The organism is Brevibacillus sp. FSL K6-6036, assembly GCF_037964015.1.
In the GTDB taxonomy this organism is placed as follows: domain Bacteria; phylum Bacillota; class Bacilli; order Brevibacillales; family Brevibacillaceae; genus Brevibacillus; species Brevibacillus borstelensis.
This window is the reverse complement of the sequence record NZ_CP150173.1, coordinates 3,702,851-3,720,402: the sequence shown is the minus strand read 5'-3', so window position 1 is coordinate 3,720,402 and position 17,552 is coordinate 3,702,851. Positions and strand designations below refer to the sequence as shown.

Annotated in this window: 14 protein-coding genes; 11 read left to right on the top strand and 3 right to left on the bottom strand. The window is 54.1% G+C overall.

The features are described from left to right. Positions 1 to 213: 213 nt before the first annotated feature. Both NST37_RS18690 and NST37_RS18685 read left to right on the top strand, forming a co-directional pair. Positions 214 to 1,704 (top strand): serine hydrolase domain-containing protein, encoded by a 1,491-nt coding sequence (locus tag NST37_RS18690; protein WP_003389024.1) that lies wholly within the window; start codon positions 214 to 216, stop codon positions 1,702 to 1,704. Between the two features lie 134 nt (positions 1,705 to 1,838). Beyond that, positions 1,839 to 2,084, top strand: a complete 246-nt coding sequence (locus NST37_RS18685; protein ID WP_003389025.1) for a hypothetical protein — start codon at positions 1,839 to 1,841, stop codon at positions 2,082 to 2,084. 66 nt (positions 2,085 to 2,150) lie between these two features. Here the strand turns inward: NST37_RS18685 and NST37_RS18680 are convergent, their stop codons facing one another. After that, positions 2,151 to 3,563 carry an RsmB/NOP family class I SAM-dependent RNA methyltransferase gene (locus NST37_RS18680; protein ID WP_024983855.1) on the bottom strand — a complete coding sequence of 471 codons (1,413 nt, stop codon included), beginning with the start codon at positions 3,561 to 3,563 and terminating at the stop codon, positions 2,151 to 2,153. Positions 3,564 to 3,649: 86 nt separating this feature from the next. Between NST37_RS18680 and NST37_RS18675 the strand changes: the two genes are divergently transcribed. Continuing rightward, complete coding sequence (locus tag NST37_RS18675) at positions 3,650 to 4,411, top strand: hypothetical protein (RefSeq protein ID WP_003389029.1); 762 nt, start codon at positions 3,650 to 3,652, stop codon at positions 4,409 to 4,411. Positions 4,412 to 4,440: 29 nt separating this feature from the next. Beyond that, entirely contained in the window at positions 4,441 to 5,391 is a 951-nt protein-coding gene (locus tag NST37_RS18670) for a methyl-accepting chemotaxis protein (protein WP_003389030.1), read from the top strand. 210 nt (positions 5,392 to 5,601) lie between these two features. Here NST37_RS18670 and NST37_RS18665 read toward each other — a convergent pair whose 3' ends face one another. Next, positions 5,602 to 7,299 (bottom strand): M14 family metallocarboxypeptidase, encoded by a 1,698-nt coding sequence (locus NST37_RS18665; RefSeq protein WP_339185647.1) that lies wholly within the window; start codon positions 7,297 to 7,299, stop codon positions 5,602 to 5,604. A 205-nt stretch (positions 7,300 to 7,504) separates the two neighbouring features. On the opposite strand from NST37_RS18665, the gene NST37_RS18660 reads away from it, so the two are divergent. Further along, a complete protein-coding gene (locus tag NST37_RS18660) occupies positions 7,505 to 8,929 on the top strand; it encodes a hypothetical protein (protein ID WP_003389032.1) in 1,425 nt (474 codons plus the stop codon). A gap of 68 nt (positions 8,930 to 8,997) precedes the next feature. On the opposite strand, the gene NST37_RS18655 is transcribed toward NST37_RS18660, so the two are convergent. After that, positions 8,998 to 9,693, bottom strand: coding sequence for a class I SAM-dependent methyltransferase (locus NST37_RS18655; protein ID WP_024983857.1), 696 nt, complete (start codon positions 9,691 to 9,693; stop codon positions 8,998 to 9,000). A gap of 249 nt (positions 9,694 to 9,942) precedes the next feature. Between NST37_RS18655 and hppD the strand changes: the two genes are divergently transcribed. From hppD to NST37_RS18625, 6 genes are all read left to right on the top strand, one after another. Continuing rightward, the gene (gene hppD, locus NST37_RS18650; protein ID WP_003389034.1) at positions 9,943 to 11,034 is read left to right on the top strand and encodes a 4-hydroxyphenylpyruvate dioxygenase; all 1,092 of its coding nucleotides are present in this window, start codon (positions 9,943 to 9,945) and stop codon (positions 11,032 to 11,034) included. Between the two features lie 148 nt (positions 11,035 to 11,182). Then, positions 11,183 to 12,907 (top strand): sensor histidine kinase, encoded by a 1,725-nt coding sequence (locus tag NST37_RS18645; protein ID WP_003389035.1) that lies wholly within the window; start codon positions 11,183 to 11,185, stop codon positions 12,905 to 12,907. Continuing rightward, positions 12,882 to 13,664 carry a LytTR family DNA-binding domain-containing protein gene (locus NST37_RS18640; RefSeq protein WP_024983859.1) on the top strand — a complete coding sequence of 261 codons (783 nt, stop codon included), beginning with the start codon at positions 12,882 to 12,884 and terminating at the stop codon, positions 13,662 to 13,664. The genes NST37_RS18645 and NST37_RS18640 overlap by 26 nt, the downstream gene beginning before the upstream one ends. Before the next feature lie 482 nt (positions 13,665 to 14,146). Continuing rightward, entirely contained in the window at positions 14,147 to 16,240 is a 2,094-nt protein-coding gene (locus NST37_RS18635; protein WP_327925830.1) for a carbon starvation CstA family protein, read from the top strand. Continuing rightward, positions 16,237 to 16,449: a YbdD/YjiX family protein gene (locus tag NST37_RS18630; protein ID WP_003389039.1), complete on the top strand. Its 213-nt coding sequence runs from the start codon at positions 16,237 to 16,239 to the stop codon at positions 16,447 to 16,449. The genes NST37_RS18635 and NST37_RS18630 overlap by 4 nt, the downstream gene beginning before the upstream one ends. Before the next feature lie 214 nt (positions 16,450 to 16,663). Further along, positions 16,664 to 17,482 carry an inositol monophosphatase family protein gene (locus NST37_RS18625; RefSeq protein WP_024983861.1) on the top strand — a complete coding sequence of 273 codons (819 nt, stop codon included), beginning with the start codon at positions 16,664 to 16,666 and terminating at the stop codon, positions 17,480 to 17,482. Positions 17,483 to 17,552 lie beyond the last annotated feature (70 nt).

Genomic DNA, 17,552 nt, shown 5'->3' with positions numbered 1-17,552 from the left:
AAAGAGCTGCGAGATTTTTTGAAAGATAATCAATTGGCTGACAGAGTGCTGGTACCCGAGGACGGAGAGCGCTTTTCATTTTCGCAAGCCGGGCCGCAGGTCCGATTTCCTCTCCGCCTCTTGACGGATTTCCAACTTGGTTTCATCTGGTAATGTAGTCATCGACAACGATTGACGCAACCGCCTCAGGATGACCAGGAAAAGGAGTCTGTCATGAAGAGCTTATTATCCGTGCAATCTTTTCGGTTTTACAGCTATTTTTTATGTTTGTCCTTGATCGTCTCAACCCTGATTTTGCCTAGTCAGCATGCTTCTGCGGCACAGCAGGCGATTTCCGCCGAGCTGCAAGCCAAGCTTGATGAGATCGATGCCTACATCGATGATGCCGCCGCGAAGCTGGGTGCCCCCGGAGGCTCCATGGTGCTGGTAAAGGACGGGCAGATTGTCTACAGAAAAACATGGGGAGTGACCGGAGACGGGAAGACGGCTGTGACGGCACAAACGCCGTTTTTGCTCGGTTCTCTCAGCAAGGGTCTTACTGCCTATGGAATCATGCTGCTTGTTCAGGCCAATAAAATCGACCTGGATGCGCCTGTCCGGCAATATTTGCCTTCGTTTACGCTAGAAAGCGAAGAGGACGCCGCGAAAATCACTGTCCGCCAACTGCTCACGCAAACGAGCGGGCTTGGTACGGAATCCGGCATGAAATTTGCCGACCAGGGAGCGGACGACAGCGAAGCAGTCCAGCGATATGTTCGTGAGCTTTCTACGGAAGCCACCACCGCACGGCCGGGTGAACGGCACCAGTACAGCAACGCAAACTACGGGATACTCGGAGCGCTGATCGAACGGATTTACGGCGTTTCGTTCGAGGAGTACATGGATAAATCCGTATTCGAGCCGCTTGGCATGTCCAACGCTGCAGCCAGTGTCCGGCAAGCCAAAGAAAAGGGCTGGATGTCCGGTTACCGCTCCTGGTTTGGTCTGTCTGTCCAAAGCGACATCGCATATGACAACGGGGGAGCTCCTTACGGGTACATTGCGGCAAGTGCCGAAGACATGGGACATTATCTGATCGGAATGCTGCAGCCGGATGCCGTGCTTTCTGCCCGCTACACCAGGATGATGATGGAGCCTGCCGTCTTGACAAGAGCCAATTCACAGACCTCTTACGGCTTCGGCTGGAGGATCACGCCGCTGGCTGAAGGCGGAGAACGCATCTGGCATGCAGGCTCAACCCCCGATTATCGCTCGGAGATCATGCTGCTGCCCGGGGAAGGATGGGGAGCCGCCATTTTGACCAATCGCAACAATTCGCTGGAGGAGATCAGGCTTACGCAAGTAATGAACGGGGTCCAGCAGATTTTGCTGGGAAAAAAGGCGCAGCCCGCAACCTTTTCAGTGCCGATGGAAAGATGGCTGTTTGCAGTTGTTTTTCTCGTCCTGCTCTTGGTAACGGCAATGGTGGTCTACAGATTGTTCCGAGTACGGCGGAAGTCAGGGAACAGGCGGATATGGGCCGGGCTTGCAACAGTCTTTATCCTGCTTGCCGTTCTCTTGCTGCCGGTGCTCCTGTACGGATTGAATGTGACCTGGCATACCTTTTCACTTTTTGTGCCCGATATGGCTGCTTTGGCTGTCGGATGCGTCGTTTTGCTTACCGCAAGCGGTCTTTTGTCAGTGAAAATGGCAGTGAACGGCTGAATCTAGTTCTATAGATGCAGGGTTTTCCTCTTACCCTAAAACGGGTACAATAAATAGAAGTACCAGAAAATATCGGCCACTTTGGACCTGGGTCCTGCTCAGGGGACAAATCAGGGTATGAGGAGAAAGCTGTCATGACTCAACTATTCTGTGAACAATGCGGTTTGCCTATTCCGGCGGCTGAATCGGCATGCCGTTCGTGCACACAGGAAGAACTGGATGAGTATCGGGTAGTTCGCGAGTATCTGCGAATGAACCCCAACTCCAATGCGATGCAAATCGCCAACGCAACCGGTATTTCCGTATCCAGAATCCTTCGTTACATAAAAAACGGCTCCTTGACGATGGTAAACGACGGGCCGAATCGGCGGAACCGCTAACAAAAACCCACCTGCGGGAAGAATCTGTGCTCCCGATGCAGGTGGGCTTTTTTCTTGCTAGCTGGATTACAGCCAGCGCAATCCCTTGGGATAATGGTTTTTCAGTTGTCCGTCAGCCTGCTTGCCCCAGCCGATGGGGAAGCCGTCCACACAGACCAGAGTCCAGCCAGCTTCTCCTTCCCGCGATAATGCTTCTCCCTTGAGATAGCGGATCAGGTCAGGATCGGCTGCAGAAAAGCTGGCGACGCGTGCTGCTGCCTCCGCACATACTGCCAAGGCGAGAGCGTGTGAGGGCTCCAGGCGATTTTTTTTCAGCGTTCCCAGGTGCAAGCCGGCCCGGTTGATGCGAAGGCCGTCCAAATCCAGTCCGGGTCGCGGGGTATAATAAAGCTGGTCGCCGAAGAGGAGAAGGGCAGAGTCGTCGGCGTACAGATCGCCAAGGTTCGGCAGGGCTTCCCGGACAAAGCTCTGCCAGCTTGCGACCGCTTCCTTTTTGCCGGCAAAAGAGGCAGGTTTTGCTTTTTTCTTCGGACGGCTGCGGGACAGTTCTGCCGTGTCCGTTTCAGCCGACTTTCTCAGCTTGGCGACAAAGTGGCCTTCCCCTCGCAGTTTATGGGGCCAAAGGCGTGCGGCCAAAGACACATCCTGCAAGGACGGGTCGGCCCACTTGGGCTCGCCGGGCGAATACAAGTCTGCGGAAGGAAGCGGGATCATGCCAAACTCCGGATGGCGCTGTAGAAAAGCAGCCACGGATTGCTCGTTTTCCAAAGGAGCGAATGTGCAAGTCGAGTAGACAAGCGTTCCCCCGGGCTTGAGCATGGCGCTGGCCGCATCCAAAATATCGAGCTGCATGAGGTGGCACTCCGTCACTTTTTCCGGTGACCACTCTTCGACTGCCTCCGGGAGCTTGCGAAACATGCCCTCGCCGGAACACGGCGCGTCGACCAGTATCCGGTCAAAGAACAGCGGGAATCGCTCTGCCAGCCGCTCCGGTGTTTCGTTGGTCACGATAGCGTTGGTGATGCCCAGCCGCTCGACGTTTTCCGAAAGGGCCTTGACCCGCGACGGGTGAATTTCATTGGCGATCAACAGCCCGCTCCCTTTCATGGCCGCAGCCAACTGGGTTGTCTTGCCGCCCGGAGCCGCACATAGGTCGAGTACTGTTTCGCCGGGGAGCGCCTCCAGTGCTTCCGCAGGGGACATGGCACTCGGCTCCTGCAAATAGTACAGACCGGCTGAGTGGTAAGGATGCTTGCCGGGACGATCTCCTTCCCTGTAGCAGAAGCCATTTGGACACCATTCCACCGGCTCCAGGGAGAAGGGGGAGAGCGACAGGAAATCAGCCGGCGCAAGCTTCAACGGATTGATTCTGAGGCCGTGGCTCGCAGCCTCTTCATAGCTCGCGATAAAGGCTTCGTATTCGTCTTGCAATAGCGCCTGCATACGTGCCGTAAATGCAGCGGGCAAAGGGTTTTTCATGGTAGCCTCCGATGTCAGATTTTGTCTGGCCCTAAGAGGAAATTGGTGAATCATGGCGAATCCATTTGAAAGTGAGGTGAGAACAATTGAAAGAATCCCGTGCGGAAAGGTACCGCTCTCGCCGGCGCAACGATTCCGAAGTAAGCCGGTTTTGGATCATGGGTTTGCTCTTCTCACTGCTGGTACTCGCCTTTGAATTTTTGTTTGAGATTCCTGCCGATGCCACTTGGCTTCAGGAGATGGAAATGGCATTGTTCAGTGCGAGTTTTACTCTGCTTGCCTTTTATCTTTTGGGGCTGACGTTTGTTTTCTCGCGCCAGCAGGAGGCAGGCAAGGTAAACCACCATGTGATTATTTACGCATGGCTGGGGGCAATTTTGTTTCATCTGTTCTTGCTCATCAGCAACCTGGCAAACCAACATGTATACAAAGCAGGAATCATTTTGTTTTTGGGGCCTTTATTTTTAACTGTTTACCATTTTATCACGTACCTGTCCGCTTTGCGCGCCGCAAGACAGGAACAGGAACAAGCGACGGCCGCCTCCTATGAGCGCGCGGCTTATCAACTGATTCTCGAAGGTACCAAGGTATACGGTGAAATCAATCGGCTCAAAACCGCCTATCCGGAAGTGGAGCAAATGCTGCGGGCCAATGAATTTTACGGCAAGCTGGAGAGATACGCCCTGGAGATGCAGCAGTATTTGCAGACGAAGCAGTTTACCCGCAAGGACGTGGAAGTACTGGAAGGCCATTATTACTACCTGGAAAACCTGCTTCTTTTGGCCAAGCAGCATCCGGGAATTATGGAATCGCGCGCTTTTGCGCACCGGGAGAGCCACACACGCTAGCCAGAAGAAAAAAGAGGAGAGTGACGTCAATGTTCTGGAAGAAAAAGAAGGACGAAGCCCAGCAGGAAATAGCTGCGACCGCCGTAGCACTGCAGGAGCCGGATGCGCGGGGAGACCGCGAAGAAATCAAGCGAGAGCTGATGGCGGTTTACGAGCAAATGGGCGCGATCATTCATCAGCATGGCGTTGTAAACGACCAGCACGGCTCCCTTGCCGAGCTGGCAAACCGGATGGAAGGCATTATCGCGAAGATTCAGCGGATCAGCACAGAGTCCGAGGAGTCGGCCGACAACCTTTATTCCCGCGGAGAGCGTTTGACGAGCATCTGCATGCAGTCCGTAGAACGGGCAAATGAAGGCAAGCTCTCAATGGCAGAGGTCGTCTCGGTGATGAGCGTGCTGGAACAGCAGTCTGCCAGCACGTCCGCATCCATGGGCCGTCTCGAAGAGCGTTCGTCGGAGATTACCAGCATCGTTCAAGTGATCAGCGATATCGCCAATCAGACGAACCTGTTGGCTCTCAATGCAGCGATTGAAGCCGCTCGCGCAGGCGAACAGGGAAGGGGTTTTGCGGTCGTAGCGGACGAGGTTCGCAAGCTGGCAGAAATGACAGCCAATTCGACCAAAAACATTGCCGAGCTGATCGGCAAAATTCAGGAAGAGACAAAAGAAGCGATCGCCAACAGCGAGAAGAGCGGCAGTGCGATCCAAAAAGGCTTGTCGACAAGCAAGGAAGCGGCTGAAAAAATGGAAAGCATCGTATCCGCCCTGCGGGAAGTGAGTGAAGAGACGGCGGGTGTCATGGAAACGATCCAGCAGCAAAAGCGCTACACGGACGAAAACAATCTGCAGGTCCAGGAAGCAAAACGGGCTCTGGAGCAGATGAATGAGGCGCTGCGCCATCACGTTCAGGAAGCGGGAGCAGTCGACAGGCAGCTGGAAGCCAGCTACCAAGACGTAAAACGATTGCTGGCTGAATAAAACAGCGCAAGCAAGTGAGCAAGTAATTATGTAAGGAAAAACCTCTTTGACAAAAAACGTCCCTCAACCGGCTGAAACAACCGGTGCAGGGACGTTTTTTTATTAGGTCTGGTACCTGAGTGCCGGGGTACCAGGGTGCCGGGGTACCAGAGTGCCGGAGTATCTGAGTGCCGGAGTATCTGAGTGCCGGGGGACCGAAGTGCCGAAGTGCTAATTCGCCGGGAGCGGCTTTTCGGACATATAGCGGTATATAGGGATACGGTCACCTTTTTGCACAGGGAGGTAGCTGTTCGTCACGAAGCTGTCCACGGACTCCGGCTCCAGCGCGAGCGCAATAAAGTTGGCGAGCGGCTGGTCCATCGCAAATACGTAGCTGCCGGCAGGAAAGGTCACCTGCTCCTCAGTGACCCAGGTCTCCACCCGGTTGGGAAAACGGCCGTTTTCAAGGCGAGCCTGTACCTTGTTATCCGTGACAAGATAGCTTTCTACAGGGAGAGCAGCAGGCTCGGACAATGTCGCGATGTTCACGCCCAGCCGCTCCAGCCGGTCAGCGATATGGTGATAAGCGGGAGGCATCAAATAGGCAGTCGGCCTTTTCCTCTCCAGGGTCGGATAAGCATTTGTCGCGCTCACCCACGCAACCGTGATGGAGACGCGCTTGGACTGTGCCAAATCAATCACATCCAGTGAGTAACCGGTCATTCGTTTGTTTTCGCTAGTGACGACAATCCGGTCGTCGTCATCAGCTTTTTTCCCCTGCTCGATCAACCGGCTGCGTGATCTGGCGACCGTCTGTTTTATTTTTTCTGCATGTCGGGCTGTGGCCTGGATAAAGGCGGCATGTGTCGTCACCTGTCCATATACACGGCGTTCAAAATCGGCCCGGCCGATGCCGATTCCCCTCGTCTCCACCAAAAAGGAAAGGCTGTTTTTCAATCCGAGGGCATTGCGGCCGATTCGCGTTTCCGTACTGCCTTCTGTCGCGATAATCTGCCCGTCCTTGTTCTGGGATAACGTGTAGTAGGGGTGATGCGTCAGCTTGGCCTCATCCAGCGCTTTTTCAACTTCCGGCAGCAGCAGTTGATCGGACATGCTCCGCAGTTCTTTTGGGATGTTCAAATTTTTGGCCGAAGAGATCAGCACATCATATGAAGAAGGCGCTCCTTTTTTCCCTGTCTTCGCCAGGGAAGCGGACGTGACGCCATACTCATGAGCGTCCAGCACGACATCGGGCCGGAAGCGGTCGAATGCCTTGTGGATCGCCTGCACCTCGGGGTATTCGGCCTTCATGTAATCGCGATTGGCATCTTGACCGACAGCGATCGTTCTTTGAAACCGGTAGGACCCATCGGGGTTGATTCGCGGAACGATGATTACATGTACCTGGTCCAAAAGGTCTTTTCCCAGATGTTCTGTTGCCAGCCATTGCGCGATGACCAGAGCGGACTCACCTGAAGCGGGCTCATTGCCGTGAATTTGGGCCTGGAGCCAGACGATAGGTTTTGTCTTGTCAGTTTGGACCTGGTCAGGCTGGCGGGACAGGATCAAAAGCGGAATGTCCCGACCTTCGAGGGATTGCCCGATGATTTCCAGGCGGACGTGAGCGTACTGACTGTCCAGCTTCTTGACGAACGCCATCATTTCTTCCTGACTGGTAAAGGCTTGGCTGGCCTTTTGAAAAGCAGGCGTATCGAAAGAAACAGAAGGGACGGGAAAAAGCGGGGCGATTGACCCGGGCTGCACGTAAACCTCTCCGGTCCCAAAATAGGGGAGAGGCTCTTTTGGCTCTTTGGCTGAAGGTGCTGCGGCAAGCGTCGGATGTGATTGGATTCCCCAAGCTGCCGGCGGGCAGGCGGCCAAAGAAATAAAGAAAAAGACGAGGGCAGCAGAAATAATTTTGTTTGTCATGACATCCCCTCCGTGTCGAATGTAATAGTCGCTTTCCCTACATCTTTATCAGATTGCAAGGCATTTCATCATGGTACTTTCTAATCATATTTGATAAATAATGGAGGAAATGCGAAGATAATGTGGAACCTATTACATCATGGCGTGGCAGTTACTCCGAAAACAGAGCGAGCGGGTTCGCAAACTTCTGAGCAAGGGGGATTACATGACCAAGGTAAGAAAGTCCGTATTGTTTTTTCTCGCATTGCTAGTCTCACTCGCAATGCCCCCTTCCGCCTCAGATGCTTTTCAGTGGGAAAAGCCGACGATCAAGGAAGAGTCTATTTCGGTAAGCGGTGGAGCTTTGAAACAGAAGATCTACCAGTTTAAAAATGGTGACGTGTTTCGCATGTACAGGCTGGAAGGGCAGATCGACAGCAGTCCGTATGTGCTGTCGGTGCCGTTTGCAGGCGAAGGGTCAACCTTTCGCCACGTTCTGAGCACGGATAATAATGGCCAGATCACGCGGGTATGGAATTTGCTCTCTTTGGCGGAGACAAATGAATTGCCGCTGGTTCCCGGCTTTATTGAATCACCAAGTCGTTACTTCTGGGTCGCCTCGCCGATTGTCTACAATCCTCTGGGGAGAACGACAATCGAGGAAAAAAAGGAATTGGCTCTGCCCATTGCCGTGAAAAAAGAGTGGTATCGCATGCATCTGGAGGTACAGCTCCCGGTAAAGGCGGGAATGGTCAGCGAATGGTGGATCATGGAGTCCAGCTCCCCGCTGGTTCCCTGGGATAGTGAGCCGACAGCCAATCTTTGGCTGGGAGTCGATCTCTCGGATAAGGCCAAGTGGTTGTACGACGGCTATTACTACACGAGTCCGTCTACATACGTTCCCTACACCGTCAATGCGTTTTGGCGCAATCCGGAGAACTATGTAGTCCGCTCCTTCCTGGCGAATCCAACCAGCAAAGCGGCGCAAAACATGGCCTACGTCATGCTCGATACCGCTGTCCGCAATCAGGAAGCGGAAGGGCACTGGAAGACGTATCCACAGTCCCAGTGGCTGGCTGACGATTACGGGATCCCTGATGGCTTTTACGATACGCGGTTTAATACCGGAATGGCCGAGCTGCTGCTTGATGGCTGCAAAAAGTATAATGAGAGTGAATTTTGTGAATCGGCCAAAAGGTACGCCCTGTATTTGCGCAATCACGCCAGTCAGTATCACTACGTAATACCCGGTCCTACAGATGGATGGCTGGTTGCCGATTACGCCCACCCGACACCGCATAAGCCGACACATGTTTCGCTCAACCACCAGTTGGCGGAAATTAACTTTTTGTGGAAAATGTACATGCAATTTCAAGATCCGGCCGACCAAGCGCTGGCAACAGTGATGCTTCAGGGAGTCACCAATCTGGGAGAACGATGGATCACGCAAAATGGAGATCTGCACTACGCCTGGTTCCCTGATGACACCTTTGGCAGACCGGATTACCCTTATCTGACCTACAATGATTTGCGGGAAACCCAGCGACTCTATCGGTCGCTTTACGGAACGGAACAGCCCGTAATCGCACAGCTGATGAAAAGCAAAGAAATGTGGATGGCAGCCAATAAAGTCGTCAATCCATTTCAGTAACAAAACGCCAAAAAAGGTGCCGGTCGCGGCACCTTTTTTTATGGCTGGCACGGGCGGGGCCGTTCTTTCTATCCTTTTTTCAGCACAAACAATGTCAAAAAGCTGAGGGCCTCGCGCAATTCCGCGGGTAACCGATTTGCCAGCTCGGCAGGTACGCCTTCTTTATAAACGGGTTCTTCCTCCAGCAGGACATAGCCATTTTCGCTGGCCAGTTGCTTCGCTTCCCACGGCATCATCGTGTTTTGGATCGTCGCCTCCCCGTACAGGCGGCGATAGCTGTGTCCCCGTGGTCCTGCCGTCGGGCCGAGTATGCCGAGGAGCAGGATGCCCCCCGGTTTGAGCAAACGATGGAACTCCAGGAGTGCAGCGAGTGGCGAAGGCGTGAATTCCGTCACGTTAATGCAGAGAATCCCGCTGAAGGTTTGATCGGAAAAGGGAAGGCTGGACACATCCCCAGTCTGAAAGCGGACAGCTATTTCACCGTTTTTTGCCCGGTCATTTGCCCGGTCTTTAGCCAGGCGAATCATTTCCCCGGCAATGTCGACTCCTTCCACAGTATAGCCGCTTGCGGCCAGCTTGCAGCTGGCGTATCCATCTCCGCAACCAGCGTCCAGAACAGGTCCATTTTCCGCGGGGACATAGCGGGTAAACAGCGGCAGGATCGTCCTGCGGCTGCCCGTTTCCCACATGGCTTCGCTGCGCTTATGCCAATCCGCCGAAAATTGGTCCCATTGCTCTTTTGCCATTTCACTCCATTGTGTCATTCGTATAGTCCTCCTTACCTTTCAGCAAGCATTTTACGCTTCATCCCTTGTTTTTCATCTATCCGGGCAAATATTCCTGCATCGTACCGGAAGACGCTGATGATGCGCACTTTATTGGAGAAAAGCTGTTGCGCGTTTTCGCGTTGTTCCGTGTTCTTGCGGGAGTAAACGCTTTCCATGTACTCTCAAGATAACAAACAAAATCATCCCAATCATGCAAAAATTTGAAAAAGTCGGAGGGGTAGGCAAATGAGCAACACCGATTTCTTTCCCATTCAGGACTGGGATTATGTGGAGTTCTATGTAGGAAATGCGAAGCAAGCCATGCATTACTTCACCAAGGCCTTCGGATTTCAGGCTGTGGCCTACGCAGGGCTGGAAACAGGCTCGCGGGAAAAGGTTTCCTATGTATTGAAACAAAAACATCTTACGTTTGTCTTGTCAGGGGCGCTTACTCCTGACAGCCCGATCAACGCGTTTGTGAGCAAGCACGGGGACGGCGTAAAGGACGTGGCTCTTCGCGTGGACGACTGTGAGCAGGCGTATCGCGAGGCCGTTTCCCGCGGAGCCGTGCCGGTCATGGAGCCGACCGAGTTTTCCGATTCCTTCGGCACTGTGAAAAAGGCAATCATCGGCACCTACGGGGACAACATCCACACCTTTGTCGAGCGGAAAAACTACAACGGTCCCTTCCTCCCGGGCTACCAAGCGTATGAATCTCCGGTTCAAGGAGAAGAAACCGGGCTGATCGGGATTGACCATATCGTCGGAAACGTGGAAGTCATGGACGAATGGGTGGCCTACTACCAAAAAGTCATGGGCTTCACGGCCGTGCAGAACTTCAGCGACGATGACATCTCGACCGAGTACTCCGCATTGATGTCAAAAGTGATGCAAAGCGGCACGGGGCGGATCAAGTTCCCGATCAACGAACCGGCCGAGGGGCGCCGGAAGTCGCAGATCCAGGAATTTCTCGAGTTTTACAAAGGTCCGGGTGTGCAGCATATCGCCCTGTTGACCAACGATATAGTAAAAACAGTTTCCGCACTGCGGGCAAATGGCGTGGACTTCCTCTACGTACCGGACACGTACTACGAAGAACTGAAGGAGCGTGTCGGAGAGATCGACGAAGACATCGAAACGCTCCGCAACCTGCGGGTGCTGGTGGACCGCGACGATGAAGGATACCTCTTGCAGTTGTTCAGCAAGCCGATTGTAGACCGTCCGACCCTGTTCGTAGAAATCATTCAGCGAAAAGGGGCGCGCGGCTTCGGCAACGGAAATTTCAAGGCGCTGTTTGAAGCGCTCGAGAGAGAACAGGAGCTGCGGGGCAATCTGTAAGAAGCGGCTTGGCTTTCTGTCCGTCGACAGCTATGGCTGTTGGCGGATTTTTTTGTGCGTCAATTCAGTCTAGACTGACGATTTGCTTGACCGCATAAGCACTCCGTGGCGATAATGATAACAACAGACTGGAAGAGGAGCGACAAGGATGAATTTGGCCCTCATGATCCCCTTGGCAGAACGAACTGCCGTACTGGTCGTAGCTGCCTTGCTGTTCACGCGCGTCAAAGCATTTCGCAGCCTATTAAACCAGCGAGCCACTTACAAAGACAAAGCAGTCATGGTTCTCATCTTTTCCGGAATTTCGATTTTAGGCACGTACAACGGCATCTGGTACCAGGACGCGATTGCCAACTCCCGCGTGATCGGCACCATCGTGGCGGGCCTTCTGGCAGGGCCGTGGGTAGGTCTGGCGACTGGGCTGGTCGCCGGCATTCATCGCTACACGCTTGGCGGCTTCACCGATCTGGCTTGTGCCATCTCCACGATCAGCGAAGGAGTTTTGGCCGGCCTTTTTTACAGGTTCCGGCGGACGCGGGAAATTCGCTGGACGACGGCAATGGCCGTCGGATTCGTCGCAGAGTGGATGCAGATGGCGATCATTTTGCTGGTGGCCAGGCCGTATGCGGATGCCCTGGCATTGGTGAAGGCCATCAGCGTGCCGATGTCGGTGGTGAATGCGCTCGGGATCGCCGTCCTGATCATCATTATCGATCTGGCAAAGACGGAAGAGGACCGGATTGGCGCTCTTCAGGCTCAGCGAACGATGCAGGTCGCGGACAAAACGCTTTCTTACCTCAGACAAGGGCTTACCTATGAGTCAGCCAAGCGCGTCGCCGAGGAAATCCTCCGCACGACCAGAGTGGCGGCCGTGGCGATTACGGACACGAAGACGGTCCTTGCCCATGTCGGCGCCGGCTCCTCTCATCATGTGGTCGGGCAGGAGATTACCACAAAAGCGACCAGGGAAGTGCTGGAGACCAAGGAAGTGAAGATCGCGGGGACAAAAGAGGAGATCGGCTGCCGGGAAAACAACTGCACACTGCGCAGCGCCATACTCGTACCGCTGATGCGCAAGCGGGGAGAGGTAGCCGGTGTGCTCAAGCTGTATCAGGATCGATCCCGCAAGCTGTCGGCGGTCGACCTGGAGCTCGTTCGCGGGCTGGGCAACCTGATCTCGACCCAGCTCGAGCTGGCCGATCTCGAAAAGCAGGCCCGTCTTTTGGCGGATGCCGAGATCAAGGCGCTGCATGCGCAAATCAATCCGCACTTTTTGTTCAACGCGCTCAATACGATTGTTTCCTTCATCCGCTTTCGCCCCGAGCAGGCGCGGGAGCTGCTCATTCATTTGGGAGAATATTTCCGCAAGAATTTGCACGACAGCGGTGGTTTTGTGACGCTGGCGGAGGAGCTGGAGCACATCGAGGCTTACCTCGCGATCGAGCGGGCCCGCTTCGGCGAAAAGCTGAAAGTGGAATATGAAATCGAGCCGGGCGTAGACCGCTATGTCGTTCCCGGGCTCGTCCTCCAGCCGCTCGTGGAAAACGCGATCAAGCACGGACTGTTGCCGAAGCGCGAGGGAGGCGTCGTCAAAATCAGCGCCCGCTTGAAGGACAAGCAGGTATTGGAGCTGAAGGTTGCGGACAATGGTGTGGGCATGGAAAAGGACCCGTTTGTCCCGCCCCCTCCGGCCCAGGACGGAAAACGCCGGCTGTCCGGCATCGGGCTGTCCAATGTAAGGAGCCGTCTGCAGGCCATCTACGGCCAGCCGTACGGGATCGTGATCGACAGCAAAAAGGGGCTGGGAACGACTTGTCTCATAGAATTGCCTTTAGGAGTGAAAGTTCATGCTGAAAGTGTTCATCGTGGATGATGAAGCCCCGGCAAGGGCAGAGCTTCGCTATCTCCTGGAACAATTTTCGGATGTAGCCGTCATTGGAGAAGCAGAGAGCGGGGAAGAGGCGCTCGAGCTTATTCCCGACGCGGAGCCGGATGCCGTCTTTCTCGATATTCACCTGCACGATCGCGACGGCGTCGATGTAGGGCAGGATTTGCTCGAATTGATGGTGCAGCCGCCCGTCATTATTTTTGCCAGCGCCTATGAGATCCACGCGGTCCGGGCTTTTGAGACGGAAGCGGTGGATTACATCGTCAAGCCGTTCAGCGAGCATCGATTGGAGAAAACGATCAACCGTGTCCGAAAGCTTCGTCCGCTGCCGGGAAGCGAAGCGGCCCAGCAGCCTTATCTGGAAATGCAACTGCAAAGCTTGCTCCAGACCGTACTTCAAGATCAGCAGCCGCGCCGGATACCGGTGGAGCGCAACGGGAAGATCATGCTGATCGATCCCAACGATATCGTCTACGCTACGGTGGACGGCCGATACGCGAGCATACATACGGAAGAGGAGCAGTACGCCACATCCTTTACCCTGCAAGAGCTGGAGAGCAGGCTGTCGCCCAAACAATTTTTCCGGACGCACCGGGCGTTCATCGCCAATCTGTACCGCACTGCAGAGCTGGTTCCCTGGTTCAAGGGAGCGCTCTATCTGGTCATGCAGGACGCTCAGCGGACGGAAGTCCCGGTAAGCCGCAATGTCGTGAAGGAGTTGAAGAAACGGCTGGGATTTTAGTTCCAACTTACTTTTTTTACTTTGACAAAAAAGCATGTATCCGGGAATATGGCTTTTGCTGCGGCAGCGGCCACTTGCCCGGATACATGCTTTTATCCTTTTATTGACATGGATTCCGTTATCTTTCTACATCATCTGGAAAGCCCAAAATAAGGCGGACAATGCCAATAATCCCGCCAGCCAGGTGAAGCTTTTCCGTGTCCACCAAAATAGCCAAATAGCCCCGATGCCTGCGATGATCAACAGAAAAGGCTCATTGCCCTTTTGCCACCAGGAAATCAGCAGAGTGGGAACAAGTCCAAACAGTGTAGAAAAGACGCTTTCATGAGCCGTTTCGTTTCAACCCTGCATTTTCTCCTTTCGTGCTCGATTTTTTACTGTTCAGACAATTTTTGTTTTTTTGATGTACAACCGTGTGATAGGGTAGGTTGAGGTCTTATTCCTCATGTTCCTATTCATCATTTTACAAGGGGGAGAAAGGAATGAAAAAATGGCTTCTCTCAGTCCTGATCTGGGGCGGGGTTGCTGCGCTGGGGGCAGTTGCCTTCGGCTTTCTGGCCCTGTCACGCGGTGAATCCGTCAACTCGTTCTGGCTGCTGACAGCTGCGATCTGTTCGTACGCTGTCGCGTATCGCTTCTACAGCAGGTTCATCGCCCGGAAGATCATGGGACTCGATGACAATCGGGCTACACCTGCAGAAGTGAATAATGACGGGAAGGACTTTGTTCCGACCAACAAATGGGTCTTGTTCGGGCATCACTTCGCGGCCATCGCCGGTGCCGGGCCGCTCGTCGGACCGACATTGGCCGCGCAAATGGGCTACCTGCCGGGGACGATCTGGATTATCGTCGGGGTCGTCATCGGCGGAGCGGTACAGGACTTTATCATCCTGTTCGGCTCGATGCGGCGCAATGGAAAGTCGCTTGGCCAGATTGCCAAGGAAGAGATCGGTCCTTTTGGCGGGGCGCTTGCCCTGATCGGGATCGTAGCAATCATGGTGATTTTGATTGCCGTATTGGCCATGGTCGTTGTCAATGCGCTGGCTGAATCGCCATGGGCGACATTTACCATCTTTATGACGCTGCCGATTGCCATTCTGATGGGGCTGTACATGCGGTACATTCGCCCCGGGCGAGTCATGGAAGGCTCGCTGATCGGACTGGTGCTTCTGTTCCTGTCTCTGTGGTGGGGACAGGCGGTCGCTGAATCTCCTACCTGGGGACCTGCGTTTACCTTTAGCAAGGTTCAGCTCGCCTGGATGATTATCGCTTACGGGTTCGTCGCGTCTGTCCTGCCTGTCTGGCTGCTGCTGGCGCCTCGCGATTACTTAAGCTCGTTTTTGAAGGTCGGAACGATTGCCGTTCTCGCTGTAGGGATCGTGCTGACGCTGCCGCCGCTGGAGATGCCGGCTCTGACGAAATTTATCGACGGAACCGGTCCTGTCTTTGCCGGAAACCTGTTCCCGTTCCTGTTTATTACGATCGCCTGCGGAGCCGTCTCCGGTTTCCATGCGCTCGTCTCTTCCGGTACAACTCCGAAGATGATTGCCAAGGAATCGCATGCGCCGATGATCGGCTACGGCGGGATGCTGATGGAATCTGCTGTCGCGATTATGGCGATGATTGCGGCTTGCGTACTGACACCTGGTGTCTACTTCGCCATTAACTCGCCGGCTGCGGTAATCGGGGTGGATGCGGTCGCCGCCGCACAGACGATTTCGAGCTGGGGCTTTACGATCACTCCCGATGTGATTACGACACTCGCACAGGACATCAACGAAAAAACGATCCTGTCCCGGACGGGCGGAGCACCTTCGCTGGCCATCGGGATGGCGACCATTTTCTCTACGGTGTTGGGCGGTAAGGCATTGATGGCCTTCTGGTATCATTTCGCGATCTTGTTTGAAGCCGTTTTCATTTTGACGACAATCGATGCTGGTACGCGTGTCGGACGCTTCATGGTTCAGGACATGCTGGGCAATATTTTCCCGAAAATGAAGCAGGTAGACTGGCTGCCGGGGAACCTGATCGGCTCCGCCGTCATCACGGCAGGCTGGGGATACTTCCTCTACCAAGGGGTTGTCGATCCGCTGGGCGGAATTTATACCCTGTGGCCGCTGTTCGGTATCGCCAACCAGATGCTGGCTGCAATCGCCTTCGTTGTCGGTACGACGCTCATTATCAAAATGGGCAAGGCGCGGTACGCCTGGGTCACCTTGCTGCCGATGGTTTGGCTGACGTCAGCTACACTGACCGCTGCATGGCAAAAGCTGTTCCACGCCGATCCGAAGATCAGTTTCCTGGCTCACGCAGATGCATTCCAAAAGGCGCTTGATGCCGGAACGCTTCCTGCGGGTGTCAAGACAGTGGAGGCAGCCCAGAAGATGATCCTGAATGACCAGATTGACGCTGCCGTCTGCGCGATTTTCATGGCGATCATCATCGGGATTATTGCCGACGGGATACGGCTGTGGATCAGCATTTTGCGCGGAAAGAAATTCGAGCTTCACGAATCCCCGTACATTCAATCCAAAGGGGACAATTACTACGACGGCAAAGGACATGCCATCGCATGAGAAAAAGGTGGAGAACGATCAAAAAGTCCCTTCGTCAGATCAGCTCGATCATCAAGACCATCTTCGGCATGCCGGACTACGATCGTTATCTGCAGCATTGGTACCAGACCCACGCCAAACCCGGGTACTTTCCGATGACGGAAAGAGAGTATTATATCTACGCGCTGCGTGAGCGCTATGAAAAAGGCGGAGTGACCCGCTGCTGTTAGCTGCTGTCGCTCATCACTGCCGGTAGCCGTTGCTTGCCAGCGCTGTTCCTTACTTACAGATGTTCCCTGCAGCATCCTGCAAGACCAGACGGGAGGCCAATCAACAGGCCTCCCATGACTTTTTGCCGGGCTTTCATCAGGTGGACAGCAGGGTGTATCAGCAGGGAAAGTATGGTACACTAGAGGCAAAGTCAAGATGTGGGTGGCGATACGTGTGCATGCAACAACCTTGGAGGCACTCAAGGAACTCGCTCTGGATTGTGCCAGAAGCGCAGGAGAACTCAGTCTCAGACGAATGAAGCAGCCTTTTACTGTCGAATATAAAACATCCGCTTCAGATCTTGTCACAGCTGTGGACAAGGAAGTGGAGAAGCATGTTATCGATGCGATTCTGCGCCAGTATCCCGAGCATGGCATACTGGGCGAGGAGCGAACGTTTACGGGAGATCCCGGCGAGTATGACACTTTATGGGTCATCGATCCGATTGATGGAACGACCAATTTTGTTCATCAGCAGATCAACTTTGCTGTTTCCATTGCCGTTTATCACAAAGGGGAAGGATTGATCGGTGTCGTCTATGATCCATCCCGGGATGAGATGTTTCACGCAGTAAAGGGGCAAGGCGCTTATTTGAATGGCCAAAGACTGCGTCTGGAAAAGACCGTTTCCTTGGAGGAAGCTTTGCTTTGTACCAGCGTTTTCTGGAACAAACAAGCGGAACAAATGGGGATTGACCTGATCGTGAAAAAATTGGCCGGCAAGGTGCGAGGCATGCGTCTGCTGGGCAGCGCTGCCCTGGAAATGGCGTACGTGGCGGCAGGACGACTCGACGGGTATGTCAGCCTCTCGCTGAACGCCTGGGATTTTGGAGCGGGGAGAATTCTGGTAGAAGAAGCAGGAGGCAAGGTGACCACAATGGACGGGAAGCCGTTGCCGTTTGATCGGAAAAGCAGCGTCATGGCTTGCAACACGACGTTTTACGAAGAACTACAGCACTACATCCAATCGGAGCAGGACGCCGATCCTTCCTGATTCCATCATACTGCTCATAAAAACTGCCTGTCGGGCAGTTTTTTTATTTTGCCTCCGTACCATTGGAGAA